15 protein-coding genes are annotated in these 17998 nt (G+C 74.6%); 4 read left to right on the forward strand and 11 right to left on the reverse strand.

Annotated elements, in window-relative coordinates; genetic code table 11:
- Positions 1–30: 30 nt before the first annotated feature.
- The 4 genes from ACIGXP_RS07860 (at position 31) to ACIGXP_RS07875 (ending at position 3587) form a co-directional block, all read left to right on the forward strand.
- Positions 31–891 carry a hypothetical protein gene (locus ACIGXP_RS07860; RefSeq protein WP_399765302.1) on the forward strand — a complete coding sequence of 287 codons (861 nt, stop codon included), beginning with the start codon at positions 31–33 and terminating at the stop codon, positions 889–891.
- Between the two features lie 140 nt (positions 892–1031).
- Positions 1032–2207, forward strand: a complete 1176-nt coding sequence (locus tag ACIGXP_RS07865) for a hypothetical protein (RefSeq protein WP_399765305.1) — start codon at positions 1032–1034, stop codon at positions 2205–2207.
- Between the two features lie 158 nt (positions 2208–2365).
- Positions 2366–3373: an AmmeMemoRadiSam system radical SAM enzyme gene (gene amrS / locus ACIGXP_RS07870; protein WP_399765309.1), complete on the forward strand. Its 1008-nt coding sequence runs from the start codon at positions 2366–2368 to the stop codon at positions 3371–3373.
- Positions 3374–3377: 4 nt separating this feature from the next.
- On the forward strand, positions 3378–3587 hold the full coding sequence (locus tag ACIGXP_RS07875) for a radical SAM-modified peptide, FtsH ternary system-associated (RefSeq protein WP_351240601.1): 210 nt from the start codon (positions 3378–3380) through the stop codon (positions 3585–3587).
- Between the two features lie 33 nt (positions 3588–3620).
- On the opposite strand, the gene ACIGXP_RS07880 is transcribed toward ACIGXP_RS07875, so the two are convergent.
- The 11 genes from ACIGXP_RS07880 to ACIGXP_RS07930 form a co-directional block, all read right to left on the reverse strand.
- Positions 3621–6788 (reverse strand): WD40 repeat domain-containing protein, encoded by a 3168-nt coding sequence (locus ACIGXP_RS07880; RefSeq protein ID WP_399765313.1) that lies wholly within the window; start codon positions 6786–6788, stop codon positions 3621–3623.
- A complete protein-coding gene (locus tag ACIGXP_RS07885) occupies positions 6785–8434 on the reverse strand; it encodes a hypothetical protein (RefSeq protein ID WP_399765316.1) in 1650 nt (549 codons plus the stop codon). Before ACIGXP_RS07885 ends, ACIGXP_RS07880 begins: the two co-directional genes overlap by 4 nt.
- A 35-nt stretch (positions 8435–8469) precedes the next feature.
- A complete protein-coding gene (locus tag ACIGXP_RS07890) occupies positions 8470–9144 on the reverse strand; it encodes a hypothetical protein (RefSeq protein ID WP_399765319.1) in 675 nt (224 codons plus the stop codon).
- Positions 9141–9410 carry a hypothetical protein gene (locus ACIGXP_RS07895; protein ID WP_363216551.1) on the reverse strand — a complete coding sequence of 90 codons (270 nt, stop codon included), beginning with the start codon at positions 9408–9410 and terminating at the stop codon, positions 9141–9143. The genes ACIGXP_RS07890 and ACIGXP_RS07895 overlap by 4 nt, the downstream gene beginning before the upstream one ends.
- Positions 9411–9413: 3 nt before the next feature.
- Complete coding sequence (locus ACIGXP_RS07900; protein ID WP_363216550.1) at positions 9414–10208, reverse strand: hypothetical protein; 795 nt, start codon at positions 10206–10208, stop codon at positions 9414–9416.
- 30 nt (positions 10209–10238) lie between these two features.
- Positions 10239–11444, reverse strand: coding sequence for an AAA family ATPase (locus ACIGXP_RS07905; protein WP_363216549.1), 1206 nt, complete (start codon positions 11442–11444; stop codon positions 10239–10241).
- Positions 11445–11483: 39 nt separating this feature from the next.
- Positions 11484–13397, reverse strand: a complete 1914-nt coding sequence (locus tag ACIGXP_RS07910; protein ID WP_399765324.1) for an AAA family ATPase — start codon at positions 13395–13397, stop codon at positions 11484–11486.
- 187 nt (positions 13398–13584) lie between these two features.
- Entirely contained in the window at positions 13585–14457 is an 873-nt protein-coding gene (locus ACIGXP_RS07915) for a hypothetical protein (protein ID WP_399765327.1), read from the reverse strand.
- Positions 14405–15496, reverse strand: coding sequence for a JAB N-terminal domain-containing protein (locus ACIGXP_RS07920; protein WP_399765330.1), 1092 nt, complete (start codon positions 15494–15496; stop codon positions 14405–14407). The genes ACIGXP_RS07915 and ACIGXP_RS07920 overlap by 53 nt, the downstream gene beginning before the upstream one ends.
- Positions 15489–16988 (reverse strand): effector-associated domain EAD1-containing protein, encoded by a 1500-nt coding sequence (locus ACIGXP_RS07925; RefSeq protein ID WP_363216544.1) that lies wholly within the window; start codon positions 16986–16988, stop codon positions 15489–15491. Before ACIGXP_RS07925 ends, ACIGXP_RS07920 begins: the two co-directional genes overlap by 8 nt.
- A complete protein-coding gene (locus ACIGXP_RS07930; RefSeq protein ID WP_399765333.1) occupies positions 16985–17998 on the reverse strand; it encodes a HesA/MoeB/ThiF family protein in 1014 nt (337 codons plus the stop codon). Before ACIGXP_RS07930 ends, ACIGXP_RS07925 begins: the two co-directional genes overlap by 4 nt.

The following is a 17998-nucleotide window of genomic DNA, read 5'->3' on the forward strand; positions in this document are numbered from 1 at the left end:
TCGGGCGGGACAGGGGAGGAGCTGAACGCCGTGGTCCATGCGTTCGCCGTGTACCGGGACGCCATGCGCGAGGCGTGGGGTGACTGGTGGCTGGCCTGGCCCCTGCTGCAGAAGGTCGGCGTGGGGGACGTCCTGCACGACTCGCGGGGGTCCGTCCGCGCGGCCGGGACGCTGGCCGACCGCAGGATCGCCTTCGACGCGACGGCGCCCGAGGCCCGCGGTGCCTTCCTGCACGACGCCGGCGGCGGGATCGACGTCCGCTTCAAGGCGTCCGGCGCCACGGACCCGCTCTTCACGGCCCTCGTCGACGCGGACGCCGGGGTGCTGCTGCGGTTCGCCCGGCAGCGGGCCGCGCTGGTGGCGTACCGGGGCCTGGCCGGGAGCGGTCTGACGGACACCCCTGCCCTGGCCCGGGCGCTCGTCCGCCGCTACTGGGAGGGCCGCTGGGAGGCCGGTCTGCTCGCCGTGACCGAGGTGGTGCGGGCCGATGCGGCCGCCGTGCTGGTGGCCGCCGAGGCGGGCGCCTCGGCCGAGCTGCGCCTGGCCACGTCCGTCGGCGCCGGGCCGCTGCAGCTGCTCGACCTGGCGGGCTCGGCGCGGCTCGCCGGCAGCAGGCACCTGGGCTTCCAGTGGATCGGCGAAGCCCTCACGCCGCTCTTCCGGGTCGTACGGCTGCGCGGCACCTGGCTCGGCGGGGTGCGCGAGGAGTACGGACCCGTGCAGCCGGGGCGCGGCCTCGACGCCGAGCCCGTACCGCCCCTGCTGCTGGAGCAGGCCGCCGACGACCCGGCAGCCGTGCTCGAAACGCCGCCGCAGCTCGTCGGTGAGACGGAGACCGAGACAGAGCCCGGGACCGGGACCGCACCCGAGCCGGCCCAGGACGCGTCCTGACCGGGCCGGCCCCGCTGTCCGTCCGGCGCGCCGCCGCACGGCTGCACGCCGTCGCCGGGCTGGAGGAGGAGCTGCGTCAGTGGCAGGGCGCGAGCCGCGCCGGCGGTCCGCTGGAGAAGCACCACAGCCAGCTGGAGGCGGTGCTCGCGCTGCTCGGCGTGGGAGTGGCCGACGTACGGGCGCGGCTCGCCGACGGACGCGCGGACGACGTGCCCGGCCGGGTCCTGGACCTGCACCATGTGTGGGACTACTACCGCACCCGGTTCCTGCTGCGCCGCGTCCGTGACTACCGCCGTGTCCTGGACGTCGCCGACGAGTTGGCCTGGGAGTGCTACGGGCCGGTCCTCGGCCTCGCCGGAGCTCGCGCCAAGGAGCCCCCGCTGGTCGGCTTCAGCCGGGCGGCCGCGCCGCGCGCCCACCGCCGGGGCAGCGCCTACCACGATCTGCTGCCCCGCGGTGGCATCCACACCCGCGAGGGCCGCGAGGCCGCCGCACGGCTGCCGTTCCCCGTCATCGACGTGCCCTGGTCCTTCGGCTCCCATCTGCCCGCCCTGCTGACGGTGGCGCACGAGGCCGCGCACCACATCGACGACGACCGGGGCCTCGGTGACGAGATCCGCCGGCGGATCACGGCGGCCGGTCTGGCCCCGGAGCGTGCCGTCCCCTGGGAGCGGTGGTCGGGCGAGGCGTTCGCCGATGTGTGCGCCGCCGTGCTGTGCGGGCCCGCCTACGCCGCCGTACTCGCCGAACTGCTCGACGCCGGGGACGACACGGACGAGCCGGACGAGCGGGACTTCGACGGAGCGCATCCGCCGCCCGGGGCCCGGCTGCGGCTGACCCGTGCCGCCGCCCGGCTGGCCGGACACCCGGGCGCGCCGGACGACACCGAAGACCGCGCCTGCGACGGCGACGAGGCCCATGTCGTGGCCGGCGCGCTTCTGCGGGGCGGCTGGTCCGGGCTGGACGGGCTGTCGCTCACCGATCTGCTCGGGGCCGGAGGCCCGCCCGGCCGGGCGGACGTACCCGAGGGGACGCGGCGGCTGCTGGCGGGCGGCCCGTCCCGGTGCTCCTCGGCGGCCGGGGTGCTGGCGGCGGCCGCCCTCGCCTTCCAGCGCGACCCGGCCGCGTACGACCGGCAGGCCGTCGGCGAGCGGGCCGTGACCGAGGTGCTGCGCCTGCGGGCCGCCGGTACACGGGCGGCACGTGCCGCGGACCCGTCGGCCGTCGAACGCCGCCGCGTGCACACCGAGGCGGGCCGTGCGGTGCTGGCCGCGCTGGCTGCCCGGCCGGATCCGAGCCGAGCGGATTTCTGGTGAGCGCCTGCCGCAGCCGGCCGAGAAGGCGACGTCCTGGGACCCGCCCGGATCCGAACCTGCCGGCTCCGGATCCAAGTCTCGTGGTTCGCCGGAGAGTTGACCGGCCCGGAGCTACTCTGGCTGAGGCGCACCGACCGGACGGGGGACGGTACATGGGCATGCAGTGGACGCCGGCGGTCCTCCACCGGCAGCGGCACGGACGGGTGCAGTGCGTGCTGTGTCCCTTCCGCTGTTCGCTGAAGGACGGCGAGACGGGTCTGTGCGGGGTGCGCCGCCGGTCCGGGGACCGACTGGAGACCGCGACCTTCGCGTCGTCGGTGCGGCACTGGGACACCGTCGAGCGAAAGCCGCTGTTCCACTACCGGCCGGGCACGCCCTGTCTGACCCTGGCCGCGCCCGGCTGCACCTTCGCGTGCGACTACTGCATCAACCACCGTATGTCCCAGTACGGCCGGGAGGACTCCGTCCGCTGGGACGCCGAGCCGGTGGACCCGGCCGAGGTGACCGGCGAGGCCGCACAGCGCTCGGGGTGCGTCGCGATCTCCTACACCGAGCCCTCACTGGCCATCGAACTCACCGCCGCGCTCGCCGAGTCGGGCCGTCCGCTGGGAGTGGACGTGGTCTGGAAGAGCAACGGCTTCCTCACCGCCGAGGCCGTCGACCTCGCGGCGAGCCATGTCGCCGCCGTGAACGTCGACGTGAAGACCCTCGACGAACGCGAACATCGTGAACTGACCGGCGCCCGGCCCGGTCCCGTGCTCGACGCGCTCGCCGGGCTGCGGGAACGCGGTGTCTGGGTGGAGGTGTCGACCCCGCTGATCCCCGGCCTCACCGCCGGCCCCGGCACCCTGCGCCCGATCGCCCGGGCACTGGCCGCGCTGGATCCCGCGATCCCCTGGCATCTGGTCCGGGCCACGCCCGCCCACCGCCGCACCGGCCACGCGCCCACGCCGGTGGCCGACCTGGAGGCCGGGGTGCGGATCGGGCACGAGGAGGGGTTGCGGCACGTGTACGTCGAGCGGGCCCTGGGCGCCGATGGGCGGGCCACCCGGTGCCCGCGGTGCCGTACCACCGTGGTGGCACGGGACATCTGGGCGCTGGGCGAGAACGTGCTCGTGGACGGCAGGTGCCCGCGGTGCGGCACCGAAGTGGAAGGACGATGGTGACACCATGGCCGAATACCGGATGGTCGAGCACATCCCCGACCTGATCCAGCCCGAGGAGTACGAGCAGCATCCCGAAGGGCGTCTGGTGCGGATCAGCATCCGCGTCGACGGCGGGGGCGTCCAGGTACTCGGTGACGCCTTCCGGCCCGAGGTGCTGGAGCAACTGCTGCAGACGCTGGGACCGGACGCGATCGAGCAGATGCTCTGCGGCTGACCGCACGGCACCCCGGGCGTGCCGGAACCCGTCTCACTCGTCCGACAGCAGCGCCGTCAGTGCCGCCCGCAGCTCCTCCGGTGACGGTTCCGGCGGCAGTACCTGGCGGTGCCGGGCCGGCTCCCGCCAGGGGATGTGCGGGTAGTGCACACGCAGTTCGCGCAGTCCCGGTCGCGGTGCGGGCCGCAGGTAGGGGTGCGACAGCAGCACCATCCGGGGCGGTCCGGACATGTCGGCGGTGAGCCGGGCGGCCACCACCTCGGCCTCCCGGAACGCCGTGGGCGCGTCACCCGCCGCCAGCGGGCCTGCGGCCCACACATGGACCAGGTCCTCCGGGCCCTGCAGGATCCGCGACCGCCACGGTTCGCCGAGCGGCACCAGGGCACAGGGCCGCCCCAGCCTGAGCACGGTGGCGGCCATCAGATGGGCCGCGAGCCGCAGCACGGATCCGACCTTGCCGTGGGTGGCGGGTGTGTCGTCCAGCACCAGCACCAGGCCGTGCGGATCACGCGGCAGCCGGCCGCTGCTGGTGCGGTACAGCAGCTCGTCGCGGGCGTGCCGGGCCCTGAGCAGCTCGGTGGGCAGGGCGAGCTGGGTGGGCAGCAGCCGGTTGGCGGGGCCGTGCCGGGCCAGCCCGGAACGGCCGGTGCCGCCCGCGCCGCCCATGGCGAGTCCGGTGTCACCGTCGAGCAGCCTCAGGCCCAGCAGGGCACGCTGTGCGGGTCCGGGCGGGGTGAGGGAGAGCGGCAGCCGGCGCATCCGGGCCGGCAGGGTGGGGTCGGCGGCCACCGCCTCGGGGCCGAGGATGCGCAGCAGCGCGACCAGCCGGTCGTCCACCGTGCCCAGCGCCGCGGTCAGTTCGGTGAGCGTGGGCGCGGATCTGCGGGCGGGGATGGAGGAACCGGTCAGCGCCCGGCCCAGGGCCTGGGCGAGATCGGCCGGGGTGACCTCGGGCGGGGCCAGGTACGCCGGGTCGGCGGGCAGGTCCGCGACCAGCAGCAGCGCCAGTCCGGCCAACGCGGGCCCCGGCCAGCCGAGTTCGCGCAGCGCGTGCAGACCGCGGTGGTCGGCCAGGGTGCGCAGCCGGGGTGGGCAGGTGCCGTGCAGCAGCGCCAGCACGTCCGCGAGCAGGTCCAGCGGTACCCCGAACCCGTGGACGGCCGCGAGCACGGCGAGCCGTACCAGTTCCTCCTGGCCGTTGGGCGGGACCGGGGCGGCGGTGGTGCGCGGGCCGCCGGTGAACAGCTCCCACAGCACGGCGGCACCCGAGTTGTAGGTGGCCGCGAGCTGGTCGCCGACCGGGGACCAGCGCAGCGTCCACAGATGCCCGCCGACCCCGTCCGGCGGCACGAGGACCCGGATCCGGCGCGCCTCCTGCGCGTCCCAGACCTCGGCCACGGAGTCCTGGTCGGCGGACACGAACGCCAGCAGCCGGGAGTCGGCGCACCAGGACAGCGCCGGGGCCCAGTCCCGGCCGCCGGCCTCGCCGAACGTCTGCCGCCGCTGCCAGGTGCCGGTGTCCCAGACCACGACCGGGCCGCCGGAGCTGCCCGGCGCGGCGGCCAGCCGGCTGCCGTCCGGGGACCAGGCCACGTGGCACACCATGAACTGGGGGTCGGGCCAGTCCAGTACCCGCACGCGGCGGCACCGGCCGGTGGAGGCGGCGCTCCAGACGATCACCCGGCCGCGGGTGCCGGCCGCGAGCAGCCGGCCGTCCGGGGACCAGGCGGGTCGGCGCACCCCGTCCGCCACGGGCAGCCGTTGCGGTCCGCCGCCGTCCTGGGCGAGGTCGTGCACCAGCAACTGCCGGGGGGTGGCGCCGGGTTCGGGTGCCGCCCAGCGCAGCGGTCGCACCGGATCGGCGGTGACCGCCTGTCCGGCCGCGCGTTCGGCGAGCACCCCGCCGTCGCTCGGGTCCACCAGCCGGTTGACGCCCTGCTCGTAATGGGATGCCAGCACCAGGACCGGGCGGTCGCCGGCCAGGCAGGCGGCGTCGTACCAGCCGTGCGGGAAGCTGCGCACCGGTGCCTCGCCGTGCGGGCGGGTCGCGTCGGCGGCGTGTTCGAGGATGCGGCCCGGCCCGGACTCGCACCAGTGCCGGGCGCCGTCGGGCGACCACACGAGGGCCGGGGCGACACAGCCCAGCCCGGCCGCCGGCAGGCGCAGCGCGCGCAGCACGCCCGGTGGCCGTTCCCCGGTGCGGGTGTGGACCTTGCCGACGGTGACCCCCATCGCGTTGGCCCAGCGGCGCAGCGCGGCCGGGTCGCGGCGCCGGTGCGGGCGCGGCACCGCGCCGGACGGCTCCCACACCGCGATGGTGTCCGCGTCGAGCCGGGCGGCGAACAGTCCGCTCGCCGACAGGCTCAGGTCGCCGGGGCCGGTGACCCGGCCGGGCAGCTGCCCGAGGAGGTCGAGGCGCGGGCCGAGGACGCGCAGCCCGTCCAGCTCGGAACCGGCGATCAGCAGGGATCCGTCGTGGCTGAAGGTCAGCGCGTTCATGCGGTACGGCACGAACTCGCGGTGCAGTTCCCGGCCGGAGCCCGGATCCAGGAGCCGTAGCCCCGCGTAGTCCTCGACGGCGATCGCCCGTCCTTCCGGGGAGCACGCCACGCGGCGCAGGCCCTCGAAGAGCCCGCCGAGCGTGCCCGTCATGGTGCCGCCGTGCGGTTCCCACAGCTGCGCGGACGTCGCCGTTGCCACGCACAGGGTGTCCTGCCGGCCCGGGATCCAGCTCACCTCCACCACCGGGTCGACCCCGCGCAGCCGGGTCACGGTGCCTTCGGCGCGGTACAGCAGCAGGACGTCGCCGGTGCGCAGGCCCGCCGCGAGCAGCCGGGCGTCGGGTGACAGGGCCAGGGCGGTGATCTCGCCCTCGGTGTGGAGCTGCGCGGGCAGTTCCACGGGCTCTCCGGTGTCGGCGTCGAGGAGGACCAGCCGGCCCGCGCCGAGCAGGAACAGCCGGTCGCCGTCGGGGGTCCACACCGCCGCGTCGGTGCGGGGGTGCGGGTCCGCGCCGAGCGGTGGACCGGGCCAGGGCAGCCGCCACACGGCGCGGCCCTCGTCGTCGTAGCGCACCACCGTGCCGTCGTGCACCACGACCAGTCCGGTGCCGTCCGGCGACAGGCACAGGCCGCGGGCGTCGGCCGCGGGCACGGTGAGGATGTGCTGGGCGCTCCAGGCGCCGGCCGGGGGTGTGCTCACAGGCCCTCGCCCAGCTCGGCCGCGGCCCGCTCGTACATCTGGGCGGCGCGCTGGAAGTGGCCGGCCTGTTCCAGCAGTTCGGCGGCCTTGCGGTACTCGCCGCGCAGCCAGTGCTCCGTGGCGGCCTGGTTCAGCCGCCGGCGTTCGGCCTCCGGGGTGTGCGCCGCGGCCGGTGCGGCGGGCTCCGGTTCGGGCATCGCTCCGGCCAGCCGTTCCAGCAGCTGCCGCGCGGGCTCGGACAGTCCGGCGGCGAAGGCGGGCGGCGCGGGCATCCACAGCTGCCAGGCGGGCCGTACGTCGGCCAGGCGCAGCCGCCAGGCGCCGTCGCGGCACAGCACCGTGATGACGTCCGGGCCGAGGCCGAGGACCTCGTCGCGTGCGGTGTCCGGCAGCGGCGGGTTGAGGACGCAGCCGCTCTCCAGGTACAGGGCGCCGGGACCGGCCTGGTGGACGGGTACGCCGAAGGGCAGGGCCTGGCAGAGTCCGGGCGGCTCGGTCACCAGGTGGCGGCCCGGTCCGAAGGCGACGACGGCGGTCTCGTGCAGCGGCCGGGTGCGCAGGAAGCGGCGCAGCGCGTCGAGTTCGCCGTCCGCGACCAGCACGGCGTCGACCCGGTGCGGGGCCCGTGCGCTGGCCACCAGGCGGACGGGCAGCGGCGGCCCGAGTGCGGGCACGGGCACCGGGGTGCGCACGGGTGGGGTGGCGGCCGGCACCGGGCGTGCGTCGAGGAGTTCACCCGCGGCGGCCTCGCCCAGCGGCCGCCACTGCCAGGGCGGTCCGGACACGGCGCGTTCCACGACGAGGTGCCCTGCGGGCGGGACCTCCTCCAGCAGCGCGGCGTCGTCCAGCGGAAGCCGCAGCCGCACGTCGACCAGCAGCCGGCAGTCCGGGTCCGCCGCCCGGCAGGCGACGGTTCCCGGCAGCCTGCCGCAGGCCTCGACCAGTCCGGCGGGTACGGCCCCGGCCGCGGCGCTCAGCCGCAGCAGCAGCCAGCCCGCGTCCCGGCCGTCCGGTCCGAGCCGCTCGACGGGTGTGAAGGTGGTCGCCACGCCCGTGGCCAGGCAGCGGCGCAGCAGCCAGCGGCCCAGCGCGCCCGGCGCGAGGACGGCGACCTCCCTCAGGCCGGGTGGCGGGCCGGCCACCGGGCTGTGGGCGGCGAGTTCGGCGAGGGACACCGGCTCCCATGCGGCGACGGCGGACAGCTCGCCGATGGCCCGCGGGACGCGTCCGGCCGGCCGGTCGGGCCACAGCAGGCCGTCGGCATCGGCTTCGCAGACCACTCCGCCGTACCCGGCCGCCAGGGGCAGGCCCGGCTGGTGTCCGGGGGTGAGCAGCGCCCACACGGACGGGTCGTAGGGCGATCTGCGCAGCCCGGGTGGGCCCAGTTCCGCCGTCGCCGCGACGTGGCCGAGGGCGGCGCGGGGGGACGGGAAGCGGACCACGGCCGACCAGCCGGCCGGCTCGCCCCGCTCTCCCGGCTCGGCGGCCGGGGGTTCACCGGGCGGCGCGGGCGGTGTGTCCTGGCCGTGCGGGGGCTTGGGGATCACGGTGATGGGCCGTGAGCGGTCGGCCGGCGCGGGCGGCGCGGGCTGCTGTGCGGGAAACAAGGGGAACGGCCGTTTCTTGCGCCGCCAAAGAGTACTCATGGATCCCCCGATGTATGGATCTGCCGATGCTGGCCCTAGTCCCGTGCCGGGCCCGGCGGCGCGGGTCCGGTGGGCACGCCGGTGGTGTCGCCGAGGGTGCGCGCGGCCCACTGCTGCCAGCGGTCGGCGCAGCCACCGACGCCGGCCCGGTAGGAGGCCGCGAAGACCAGGGCGCCGAGGTCCGGGCGGCGGATGTGGTCCGCCGCGGTGACCGCCCACGCCTCGGTCTTGGCCCGCTCCCGGGCCGGGGTCAGCGAGCCGATGCGCTCCGGCACGCCCGCCAGGGTGCGCAGCAGGGCCTCGCGCTCGCCGTAGGCCCGGGCCGCGGCCAGCTGTCGGCCCAGCCGGCGCCGCAGCCGCTCGCCCGCCGTCCGCGGCTGCGCGACGGCGAACAGGTGCTCGGCGGTGGCGTACGACCGGGTGAGGGTGACCAGGGTCCAGCCGGCGCTCAGCAGGTCGCCGCCCTGCTCGAAGCACTCGGCCGCCGCCTCGAACCGGCGCGCGGACAGCAGGCATTCGGCGGCCCGGCCCGGCCGGCGGGCGCGCCGCCAGAGGTCGGCGGCGCGCTCCGGGTCGCCGGCCTGCTCCCACAGTTCGGCCGCCTTGAGCGGATGGCCGGCCGCTTCGTGGCAGCGGGCGGCCTCGGCGTAGTCGCCCGCCTGCTCGTAGCAGCGGGCGGCGGACGCCAGGAGGTCGGGCGATCCGGTCATTCGTGGGCGCGCCTCGGTTCGCGGTGCTGTTCTCCGTCGGCGGGATCGGTCTGCGCGGGCAGCTGCAGGGGCTGCGGCTCGCGTTCCTGGTCGCGTACCTCTTCCGCCACGGGCCTGCGGTCCAGCACCCGGCCGATCGCGCAGGCGATCTCCTCGTGGGTGGCGTCATGGTCCTCGGTCCGGGTGGTACGGCCGATGTCGTCCACCTGGAACAGCTCGACCTCGCCGGTCTCGGCGTTGTACCGGAACTCGACCCTGACCCGCATCGCTCAGGCCTCCATCTCGAACTGGATGTTGAGCGTGCCGTCCGTCTCGTCGACCTGGATGTCCTGCACGCCGCGCTCGCGCGCGTACGCCACGATGGCGTCGCGGTAGGCCACGGCCAGCACCTCGTGCACGGGGCGCAGAAAGCCGGTGCGGGTGTCGCGCAGCCGGGTCTCGGCGTCCCGTTCGAGTTCCCCGCGGCGCCGCTCCGCCTCGGCGGCGGCCCGGCGTTCGGCCTCCGCACGGGCCTCGGCGTCGATCTCGTCGCGCTGTCCGGCCAGCCTGCGCTGCCCGGCGAGCCGCTCCCGTTCCTCCTGGCGGGCGGCCTGCTCCGCGGCCTCGCGGTCGGCGCGTTCCTGGGCCTGGGCGCGGGCCGTGCGTTCGGCCAGCGACTTGCTCAGGCCCGCCCAGCTGTCGTCGAAGTAGCGCTCGGTGTGCTCGGCGGTGGCGTTCACGTCCACCGTGCCCTGCAGGGTGCGGGTCACCTCGGCCTCGGCGGTCACGATGTCGCTGAGCCGGGCGGTCATCTCGATCTCTCCGGTGTCGAGGTGGTAGACGACCGTGCCGCCGTCCATCTCCAGCCGGTAGGTGCCGTCCTGCCAGGTCCACCGGGTGTCGGCGCCGAGCGCGTCCTCGAAGGCCCGGCGCGCCGGGGCGCCGAGCAGGCTCCCGAACTCCTCCCGGAGCGTGGCCTCGCCGGCCACCTCGGCGCTGGCCCGGCCCGTACGGCGCAGCTCTTCCTGCCATATGCGGGTGAGCCGGCTGGAGGCCCGGACACGGACCCGTCGGGGATTGCACATGCTGGGGTACCCCCTCGTGTGTTCCCGCCCTCACTCGAACTGGTCGAGCAAGGCGTTCACTTCGGCAATGATACGAGACAGCTCTGCCTCGGTCTGGGTGTTCACGGGTGGATGCTCCCTCAACTCCCGTGACAGATCGGCGAGTTTGTGGAGCCCTTCGACGACGCTCCACTCGCTGGGCCGCCGGCCGGCGGTCAGCGGTGCGCCGATGTCCCGGGCGTCGAGCAGGATCTCGTGGTCGGGTCGGCGCCGCCTGGCCGGCTCCCCACCGTGTTTCTCCACCACGGCCTGGACGGCCTCCTCGACCGTGGTGCGGTCGGCCGGGTCGGTCCAGATGTGGGCCAGCGGCCACAGGTCGACGGGTTCGGCGGTGCGCGACTCGCGCAGCAGCGCGGCCCCGGCGACGAGTTTCAGGCTGCGCACCAGCCGGCGGTCCGAGAGCCGCACCCCCTGGATCAGCAACTGCCGCACCAGTTCGCGGTGTTCCCCGAGGACCGGGTCCAGGTCGACGTCTCTCAGCCGTAGCGTGAGCCGGCCCAGCCGTTCGACGGTCACCGTGCCCGAGGTGCGGTGGGCGTCGGGCCGGGCGGCGGTGTTCGCGCCCCGCGCCTGTTCGGCCGCCTGGACGGCTGCGGTGAACCGGCGGGTCTCGTGCTCCCAGCCCACCTGGAGCAGCCGTTCGAGGTCGGTGCCGCCCACCGGCTCCACCTCCAGCCGGATCAGGAACCGGTCCGAGAACGCGGTCAGCCCGGGATCGTCGGGTATCTCGTTGGTGGCCCCCAGCAGGCTGATCAGCGGGGCGTTCTCGGCTCGTGCGCCGTTGTGGTAGCGGCGTTCGTTGAGCAGGGTGAGCAGGGTGTTGAGGATGGCGCTGCTGCCCTGGAACACCTCGTCCAGGAAGACGAGTTCGGCGGTCGGCAGCATGCCCTCGGTGCGCACCTGGTAGGCGCCCTGGCGGAACTGCTCGAAGTCCAGCGCGCCGAAGATCTCCGACGGTTCGGTGAACCGGGTGAGCAGATAGCTGAAGTGGCGGGCCTCGATGTGCCGGGCCATGGCCGAGATCAGCTCGCTCTTGGCAGTGCCGGTGGGCCCGAGCAGCAGTGCGTGTTCCCGGCAGACCACGGCGAGTTGCAGCAGCCGCACGGCACGGTCGCGGCCGACGAACTCGCCGTCGAGTCGCCGCCGTACGTACTCCAGGTCCCTGATGGTGTCGACGGTGTCCTGGCCCCAGCTCACCGTGCCTCCTTCCGTGTGTCCCTCGTGACCGCCACGGTGTCAGCGCCTGCCCGAGCGGCGCTGCTCGCGTCGTTTGCGCTGCAACTGGCCGACGATCTGGCCCAGTTGCTCGGGCGTGGGCGGCACCGGCGGATCCTGGAAGTGGGCGGCGACGAAGGCGTCCCGGAAGACCGAGTGGATGTCGTCGCCGTTGCGTCCGCGCAGCGCCGACGCGATCAGCTCGTCCACCCCGCCGCCGACGTCGATGCCGAACTTCGCCGCGTGCAGGTTGATCATCTTCAGCCGGGCCTCGTCGTTGGGCAGGTCGATGGCGATGCTCTCGAAGCGGCTGGGCCGCAGCAGGGCCTCGTCGATCAGGTTGAGCCGGTTGGTGGTGCCGATCACCAGGGTCGGCACCTCCGGCCGGAAGCCGTCCATCTCGGTGAGGATCTGGGCGACCACGGCGTTGCCGGCGCGGGTGCCGCCGTCGGAGTGCTCCGAGCGGCGCGAGGCGATCGAGTCGAACTCGTCGAAGACCACGACCGAGGGGGCGTTGCGGCGTGCCTCGGCGAAGATCTCCCGGACGTTGCGCTCGCTCTCGCCGACGTAGGTGCCCATGACCTCGGGGCCGGACACCACGAGGATGGTGGCGTTCATCCGGTTGGCGATCGCCTTGGCGAACAGGGTCTTACCGGTGCCCGGCGGCCCGTGGAAGATGAAGCCGCGCGGGATCAGCTTGGTGCGCAGGTGGTCGTGCTCGGGGGGCAGCCGGTGGTGGCCCATCACGATGTCGATGGCCCGCTGGATGTGGGCCTTGACCTCGTCGTAGCCGGCGATGTCGTCGAAGCCGACGTCCGGCACCTCGAAGTTGCTGGACATCTGGGCCTTGAACGCCCGGATCGTGGCGTACAGGTCGCGGGCGACCGGCGCCGGGTGGTCCTTGTGGACGCTCATCGCGTAGCGCATGGCCTGGCGCAGCAGGACGGGGTTCATGCCGGCGACGTGCTTGTAGAACTCGACGGGGTCGTACCGGTCGAAGCGCTCGGCCTCGCCGACCGTGACCAGGGCCCGGCCCAGCGGCTGTTCCTCCTGGTCGTCGCGGAACCAGACGGTGCGCGGCACGCCGGTGATCGTGACACGGGTGCTGAACCGCTCGGCCAGCACCTCGGGCACCGACAGCGAGGGCGCGGCGAAGGCGAGCATCACCCGCTCGGGCGCCCCGTGCAGCAGCTCGGTCACCTCCCGTGCCTCCGGTGAGAGCTGTCCGTCGGAGCCGCCGGCGAGCAGGTCGAGGTGCTGGACGACGAGCACGGTGTCGTCGTTGAGTGCGCGCACCAGCTCGCGCAGGCGGGCCAGCAGGCGCTGGCGCGGGTTCTGCTGCACCGGGGGGATGAGCTGTTCGCCGGGCGGCGGCTGCTCCTGCGGGTCGCCGTCCTCTCCCTCGGGGGGCTCCTCCAGCACCTCGGCCCGCAGGCCGGCCCGGGAGGCCATCTCCCGCCACAGGTGCGGCACCACCGGTTTCTCGGCCACGACCAGCACGGAGAGCCGGGCCCGCAGCAGCGAGGCGACCTGGGCGATGTCCCGGCCGTAGGCGAGGACCGTGGACTGGTCCTCGTGGAGTTCCGCGGGCTGCGGGTGCCGGTACACCGGCTCCTCGGGAGCGGCCTGTTCGCGGGGCGGTCCGGTGGTGCCGCCCGGGTCGGGCCGCTTGGTCAGGCCGGGCGGCGCTGCGGTCGGCGAGTACGCCGGTGCGTAGAGCGGGGTGCCGTGCGGCAGGTCCGACTGGAGCAGCAGCTCCGGTGAGACGGTCTCCCAGCTCAGCACGTCCCAGCCCGGCGGGAGCGGCAGGAGCAGCAGGTACGGTCCGGAGGCCAGGGCCTGTTCGACGGTGATGTGCGGCGGCTGCCGGCGCAGCGCCGCCAGGGACGCCTCGTCCGGGGCGACGACGGAGATGCGGCGCACGGTCGCGCTCATGCGGTACTCCCCCCACTCGCTTCGAGCCGCTCCACCTGCCGGTACAGACGCACACCCGGCGGACACGCGGTACCGATACCGGAACGGGCCCCCAGCAGCCGCCGGTACGGGCGCACCAACCCGGCAGGGCCGGCCCACCAGGAGACGACCGGACAAGCGACCACGCACCCACCGCACACAGTCGCGGTCATGCCGTACTCCCCCCATTCGCTTCGAGCCGCTCCACCTGCCGGTACAGGCGCACGCCCGGCAGATACGCGGTACCAATGCCGGAGCGGGCCCGCAGCAGTTTGCGGTGCGAGCGCTCCAGACGGGCGAGTGCGGCCCACCAGTGGGCGACGGGGCGGGCGGCGGCCAGGTCGGGGGGCACGGTCAGGCCGACGCGGGCCCGGCGTATCAGCGACAGGTGTGCCTCCGTGTGCCGTAGCAGGGCAGCCTCGTACACGTCGATCACCAGCTCCCGCTCGCTCATCCGGAGCTGGTCGAGCAGCCGGCCCCGCCACAGGGCCTGGGCCGGGGAGGCGGGGGCCTCGCAGTAGACGGTGGTGATCAGGCGGCGGCCCTGAGGGTGTGCCAGCAGTACGTCCTCCAGCAGGAGTTCGGCCTGGGTCTCGCCGACCGGGTCGGGCCGGTCGAGCAGGGCGGTGAGCGGTGAGGCGGCCCGCAGGCGGCCGGCCAGCACCGGGTCGGTGATGTGCGGCAGAGCGGGCGCGACCACCGCGTGGTAGGCGAGCACGTCCCACAGCGAGCGGGCGGGCGGCACCGCGCGGACCGCCTCGGCCGCGAGCCGGGCCTGGGCCCGTGCACCGACCGCGGCGGCCAGCAGCAGGGCCCCGGCGCCGACCGGCCGCGGCTCGCGGGCCGCGAGGGCGTCCAGCCGCAGCCGGGCGGCCGACTGCGCCGCCAGCCGGACGACGGCCGGGCCGGCGTCGGGCGGTGGCGCGGCCAGCTCCTGTGGAACCGTCAGCTCGCCCTCGGGCGGCGCCGGACGTGTGGCCGTGCCGCCGTCAGCGGCCGTCGACCACAACAGCACGCGCAAGGCGGTATCGACCGCGGTCATCTTTCACCCACTGTTCGCATTCGCGCACCGAGTCTCCGGAGCGTGCGTAGAAACGCAGCAGCCGCTCCTCGCTGGTGAGGTTGATCAGTCCGGCGACCTGCCAGGGCTGACGGAACGTGCCGAGGTGCAGATCGACGTCGATGCTCGACAGGCCCGACTCGTTCCCGGAGAAGAGATGCGTGTGGTACCAGCCCATGAGCTGCCGGTCCTGCCCGGAGGCGGTGATGCGCTGGTTCACCTCGCGGAAGGAGTCGCCGGTGAAGGTGAAGTGCAGTGCTCCGGCGCCCGCGTGCTCGGCCGGTGTGACCTCGGTGATCTCCACCAGATAGCGGTCGGCCGGCGCCTCGCCGTCGTCGTCCGCCCCTTCCGTGCGTTCCGGGCCGAGGACACGCAGGACCTTGCCGAGCAGGAAGCCGCCCTCCTCCAGCCGGCGGGAGAGTTTCATCTCCTGCAGATGGCCGTGGATGTCACCGGACAGCAGGACCGTCACCTGGCCGAGCCCGGCCGCGTCGATGCCCAGGTCCGCCGGGTCCACGCCGGGCACCGGCGGCTCGGCCACCTTGCGCACGGTGAAACTGCGCCTGCTCTCCCGGAGGTTGAGGTCCATGGTGCCCTCGACCTCGGGGGTCGAGCGACCGAGCGCCAGACCGCTCAGGGAGGGATGGTCGATGCAGAAGCCCCACACCTGTTCGTCGGCGTCGAGCTGCTGCACCACGTGCTGCAGGACCGGGCCGAGCAGCTCCCGCACCGGGTACTCGCGGTCGATGACGGTCTCTCCGCCCTGGGAGACGATCACCCCGAGGCGGCCGATCTGGCTGCGCAGGTTGTGGATCGTGCGCGGGCCGTCCACCAGCCGGGGATCCGGCTTGCGCACATACCGCAGATGCATGATCAGCGGCTCGTCGGGTTCGCTGTCGGGCAGGTCCCGGCGCAGCCCTTCGACCATCAGCGAGGACAGGGTCATCTTGCCGACCAGGTCGAAGGACGTGCCCTTGTAGAGCAGCACCATGGCCGTGCCGGCGCGGTTCTCCTCACTCATGCGCGCTCTCCTCCACGCGCCGGGCCGCAAGGAACCGGGAGCGGTCGGCCTTCTCGGTCAGACCCGCCCGGGCCAGCCAGGTGGTGCCGCCGATCTCCTTGATGCGCTCCTGGCCGTCCCAGGAGAACGCCCAGGCGGCGGCGCCCGCGTCGAGGTATCCGCCGCGTTCGATGATGTCCTGCACGAGGCTGTCGAAGTCCCTGGCCATCCGGTAGTCGTGGGGCAGGATCTCGTAGTTGCGGTAGCGGGCCATGTCGATGAGCATCTGGCACAGCGAGTACATGCTCAGGTCGGGTGTGTAGTCCGTCATCAGCGGGCCGAGGCACACCGCGCCCTTGCGCTCCTCGTCGCGGGCGATGTTCGGGTGGAACACGTCCGACCGCCAGCGCACCATCGGGGCCTGGATGGGGAACTCGGAGGGCATCCAGACGTCCAGCTCGTGCTGGTCGATGCGGCGGGGTTCGAGCGGCCAGGTCTCCAGGTCGTCGGGCGGGGCGAAGCCGGGGACGTGCAGCTCCACCCGGTACTCCATCGGCAGCCGCTCGTCGTCCATGGAGACCAGCGTGAACTCGTCGTGGTCGGCGGCGAAGTCGACGATGTCGTCGCGGGCCCGGGTCAGCGCCTCGAAGCGCAGCAGGCTGTCGACGCCGGCCGTCGACTCGGCGGACATCTGCAACTGGCCACCGTCGCGCACCCCCTGGTTGTACAGCGGCTGCTCGGGGTCGAGGCGGCGGGCCTCGCCGCTCTCGTCGCGGAAGTCGACGACGGCGCGCAGCAGATGCCCGTTGGCGTCCTGGGCGACCTCCGGCCGGTACTGCGCCCAGACGGCGGGGACGAGGTCGCTCGGCAGGGTCGTGTTGGGCACGTACGGGATCTCGAACTGCTGCCCGTCGGGACCCATGACCTCCAGGCGGGTGTACAGGGTCGGGCGGAAGTCGTACTCGCCGTAGAGCACTTCCACGTCGGGTGCGAGGCGCGCGGCCCGCTCGCGCAGCCGGTCCAGCCGGTCCGGGAGCATCGCGGCGACCCGGTAGGCGGCCTGCCCGTGGCCGGCGTACAGCTGGACGGCGTCGGCGTCGATCAGCTCGCGCACCAGTCTGAGCAGTTCGGGGTAGGCGTCCGTGCCCACGAACTCCACCGTCCGGTACAGCGTGTCGGCGTTCCCGGCGGTGCCGCCCTGCTCCCGGTCCTCCTCCTCCAGGAAGGCACGGATCTTCTGCAGGGCCTGGTTGCCCGGCCAGCGGCCCAGCACCGTCTCCACCAGCTGCTGGACACCTTCACGCGGTACGGCGCCCAGTTCCAGCGCACGCACCACCTGCCGCCAGTAGGCGCCGACCTCCTGGCCCGCGTCCCAGCGCGGCCGGGCCTGCTGCGGGAAGTCCATGTCGTCCAGGACTTCCTCGGCCTCGTTCTGGGTGCGGTAGAGCTCGCCCAGCAGGTTGACCAGTTCGCGTTTGATCTCGGGGGGCAGCTTGCCCGCTTCGTAGGTCATCGGGGTGTTCCTTTCCCGTCGGCCTCGGCCAGTTCCAGGTAGCGGATTCCGCGGGTGCCGCCGGTCGTGAGGACCGGCAGGATCTCGCGCGGCGCAACGCCGAGATCGGCGAGCCGGGCACGCGGGGGCGCATCGGCGAGCCGGGTGGACTCGCGCGGGGGCGGGGAGCCGGGCAGCGGCGCCCAGGTCATCACGGTCTCCTCGGGGGCCAGATGGTCGGTCAGGTCGGCCGGGGTGGACAGCACCGTGTCCGGGACGGGAGCCACCAGGTCGGCGGGGATACGGCGGTGCAGGGGGCAGTCGGGGTCGCGGGGCACGGTCACCGGGGTCGCGGTACCGCCGGCGGCGTCCACCCGGACCACGCCCGGGCGGGTGGTGGCACCGCACAGCAGCCGTACCGCGGTCACCGCCAGCCAGGAACCGATCAGCGCTGACACGGGCGCCGAGGCGCCGGCCTCGGGTACGACGGCGTCGGCGCAGGCCCACGGGTCGTCCTGGGCGGCGCGATCCCGGGGGGTGAGGCCGCAGCCGAAGCAGGGCCCGGTCGGCTCGTACAGCCGTATCTCGCCGCCCCAGGCGCTGGTGCCGCCGTCCAGGAGCACGGCGCCCACCAGGTGGCAGCGGCCGGCGAGCTGGAGCCGGGCCGCCAGGCTGTCCAGGCAGCTGACGACCAGCGAGGCGTCCCGCAGTTCCGCCAGTCCCACGCCGCTGGCCAGGGGTGCGGTGCGGGCCTCGGCCCGGGTCAGGGGGGACAGTTCGGTGAGCCTGCGGGCCGCGGTGGGCGCCTTGGGCCTGCCGATGTCGTCGGCGCGGAACAGGGGGGCGCGGCTGAGGTTGGACTCCGAGACCGCGTCGGGGTCGCACAGCACCAGGCGGCCGACGCCGGCCAGGGCGAGCGCCTGGGCGCACTGGCTGCCCAGGGCGCCCACCCCGCACACCACGACGGTGGACTCGGCCAGGCGCTGCTGGTCCCAGCCGCTGATGAGGGCGTGCCGGTCGAAGCGTCCCAT

Origin of the sequence: Streptomyces sp. NPDC053069 (assembly GCF_044546895.1) — a bacterium.
In the GTDB taxonomy this organism is placed as follows: Bacteria; Actinomycetota; Actinomycetes; order Streptomycetales; family Streptomycetaceae; genus Streptomyces.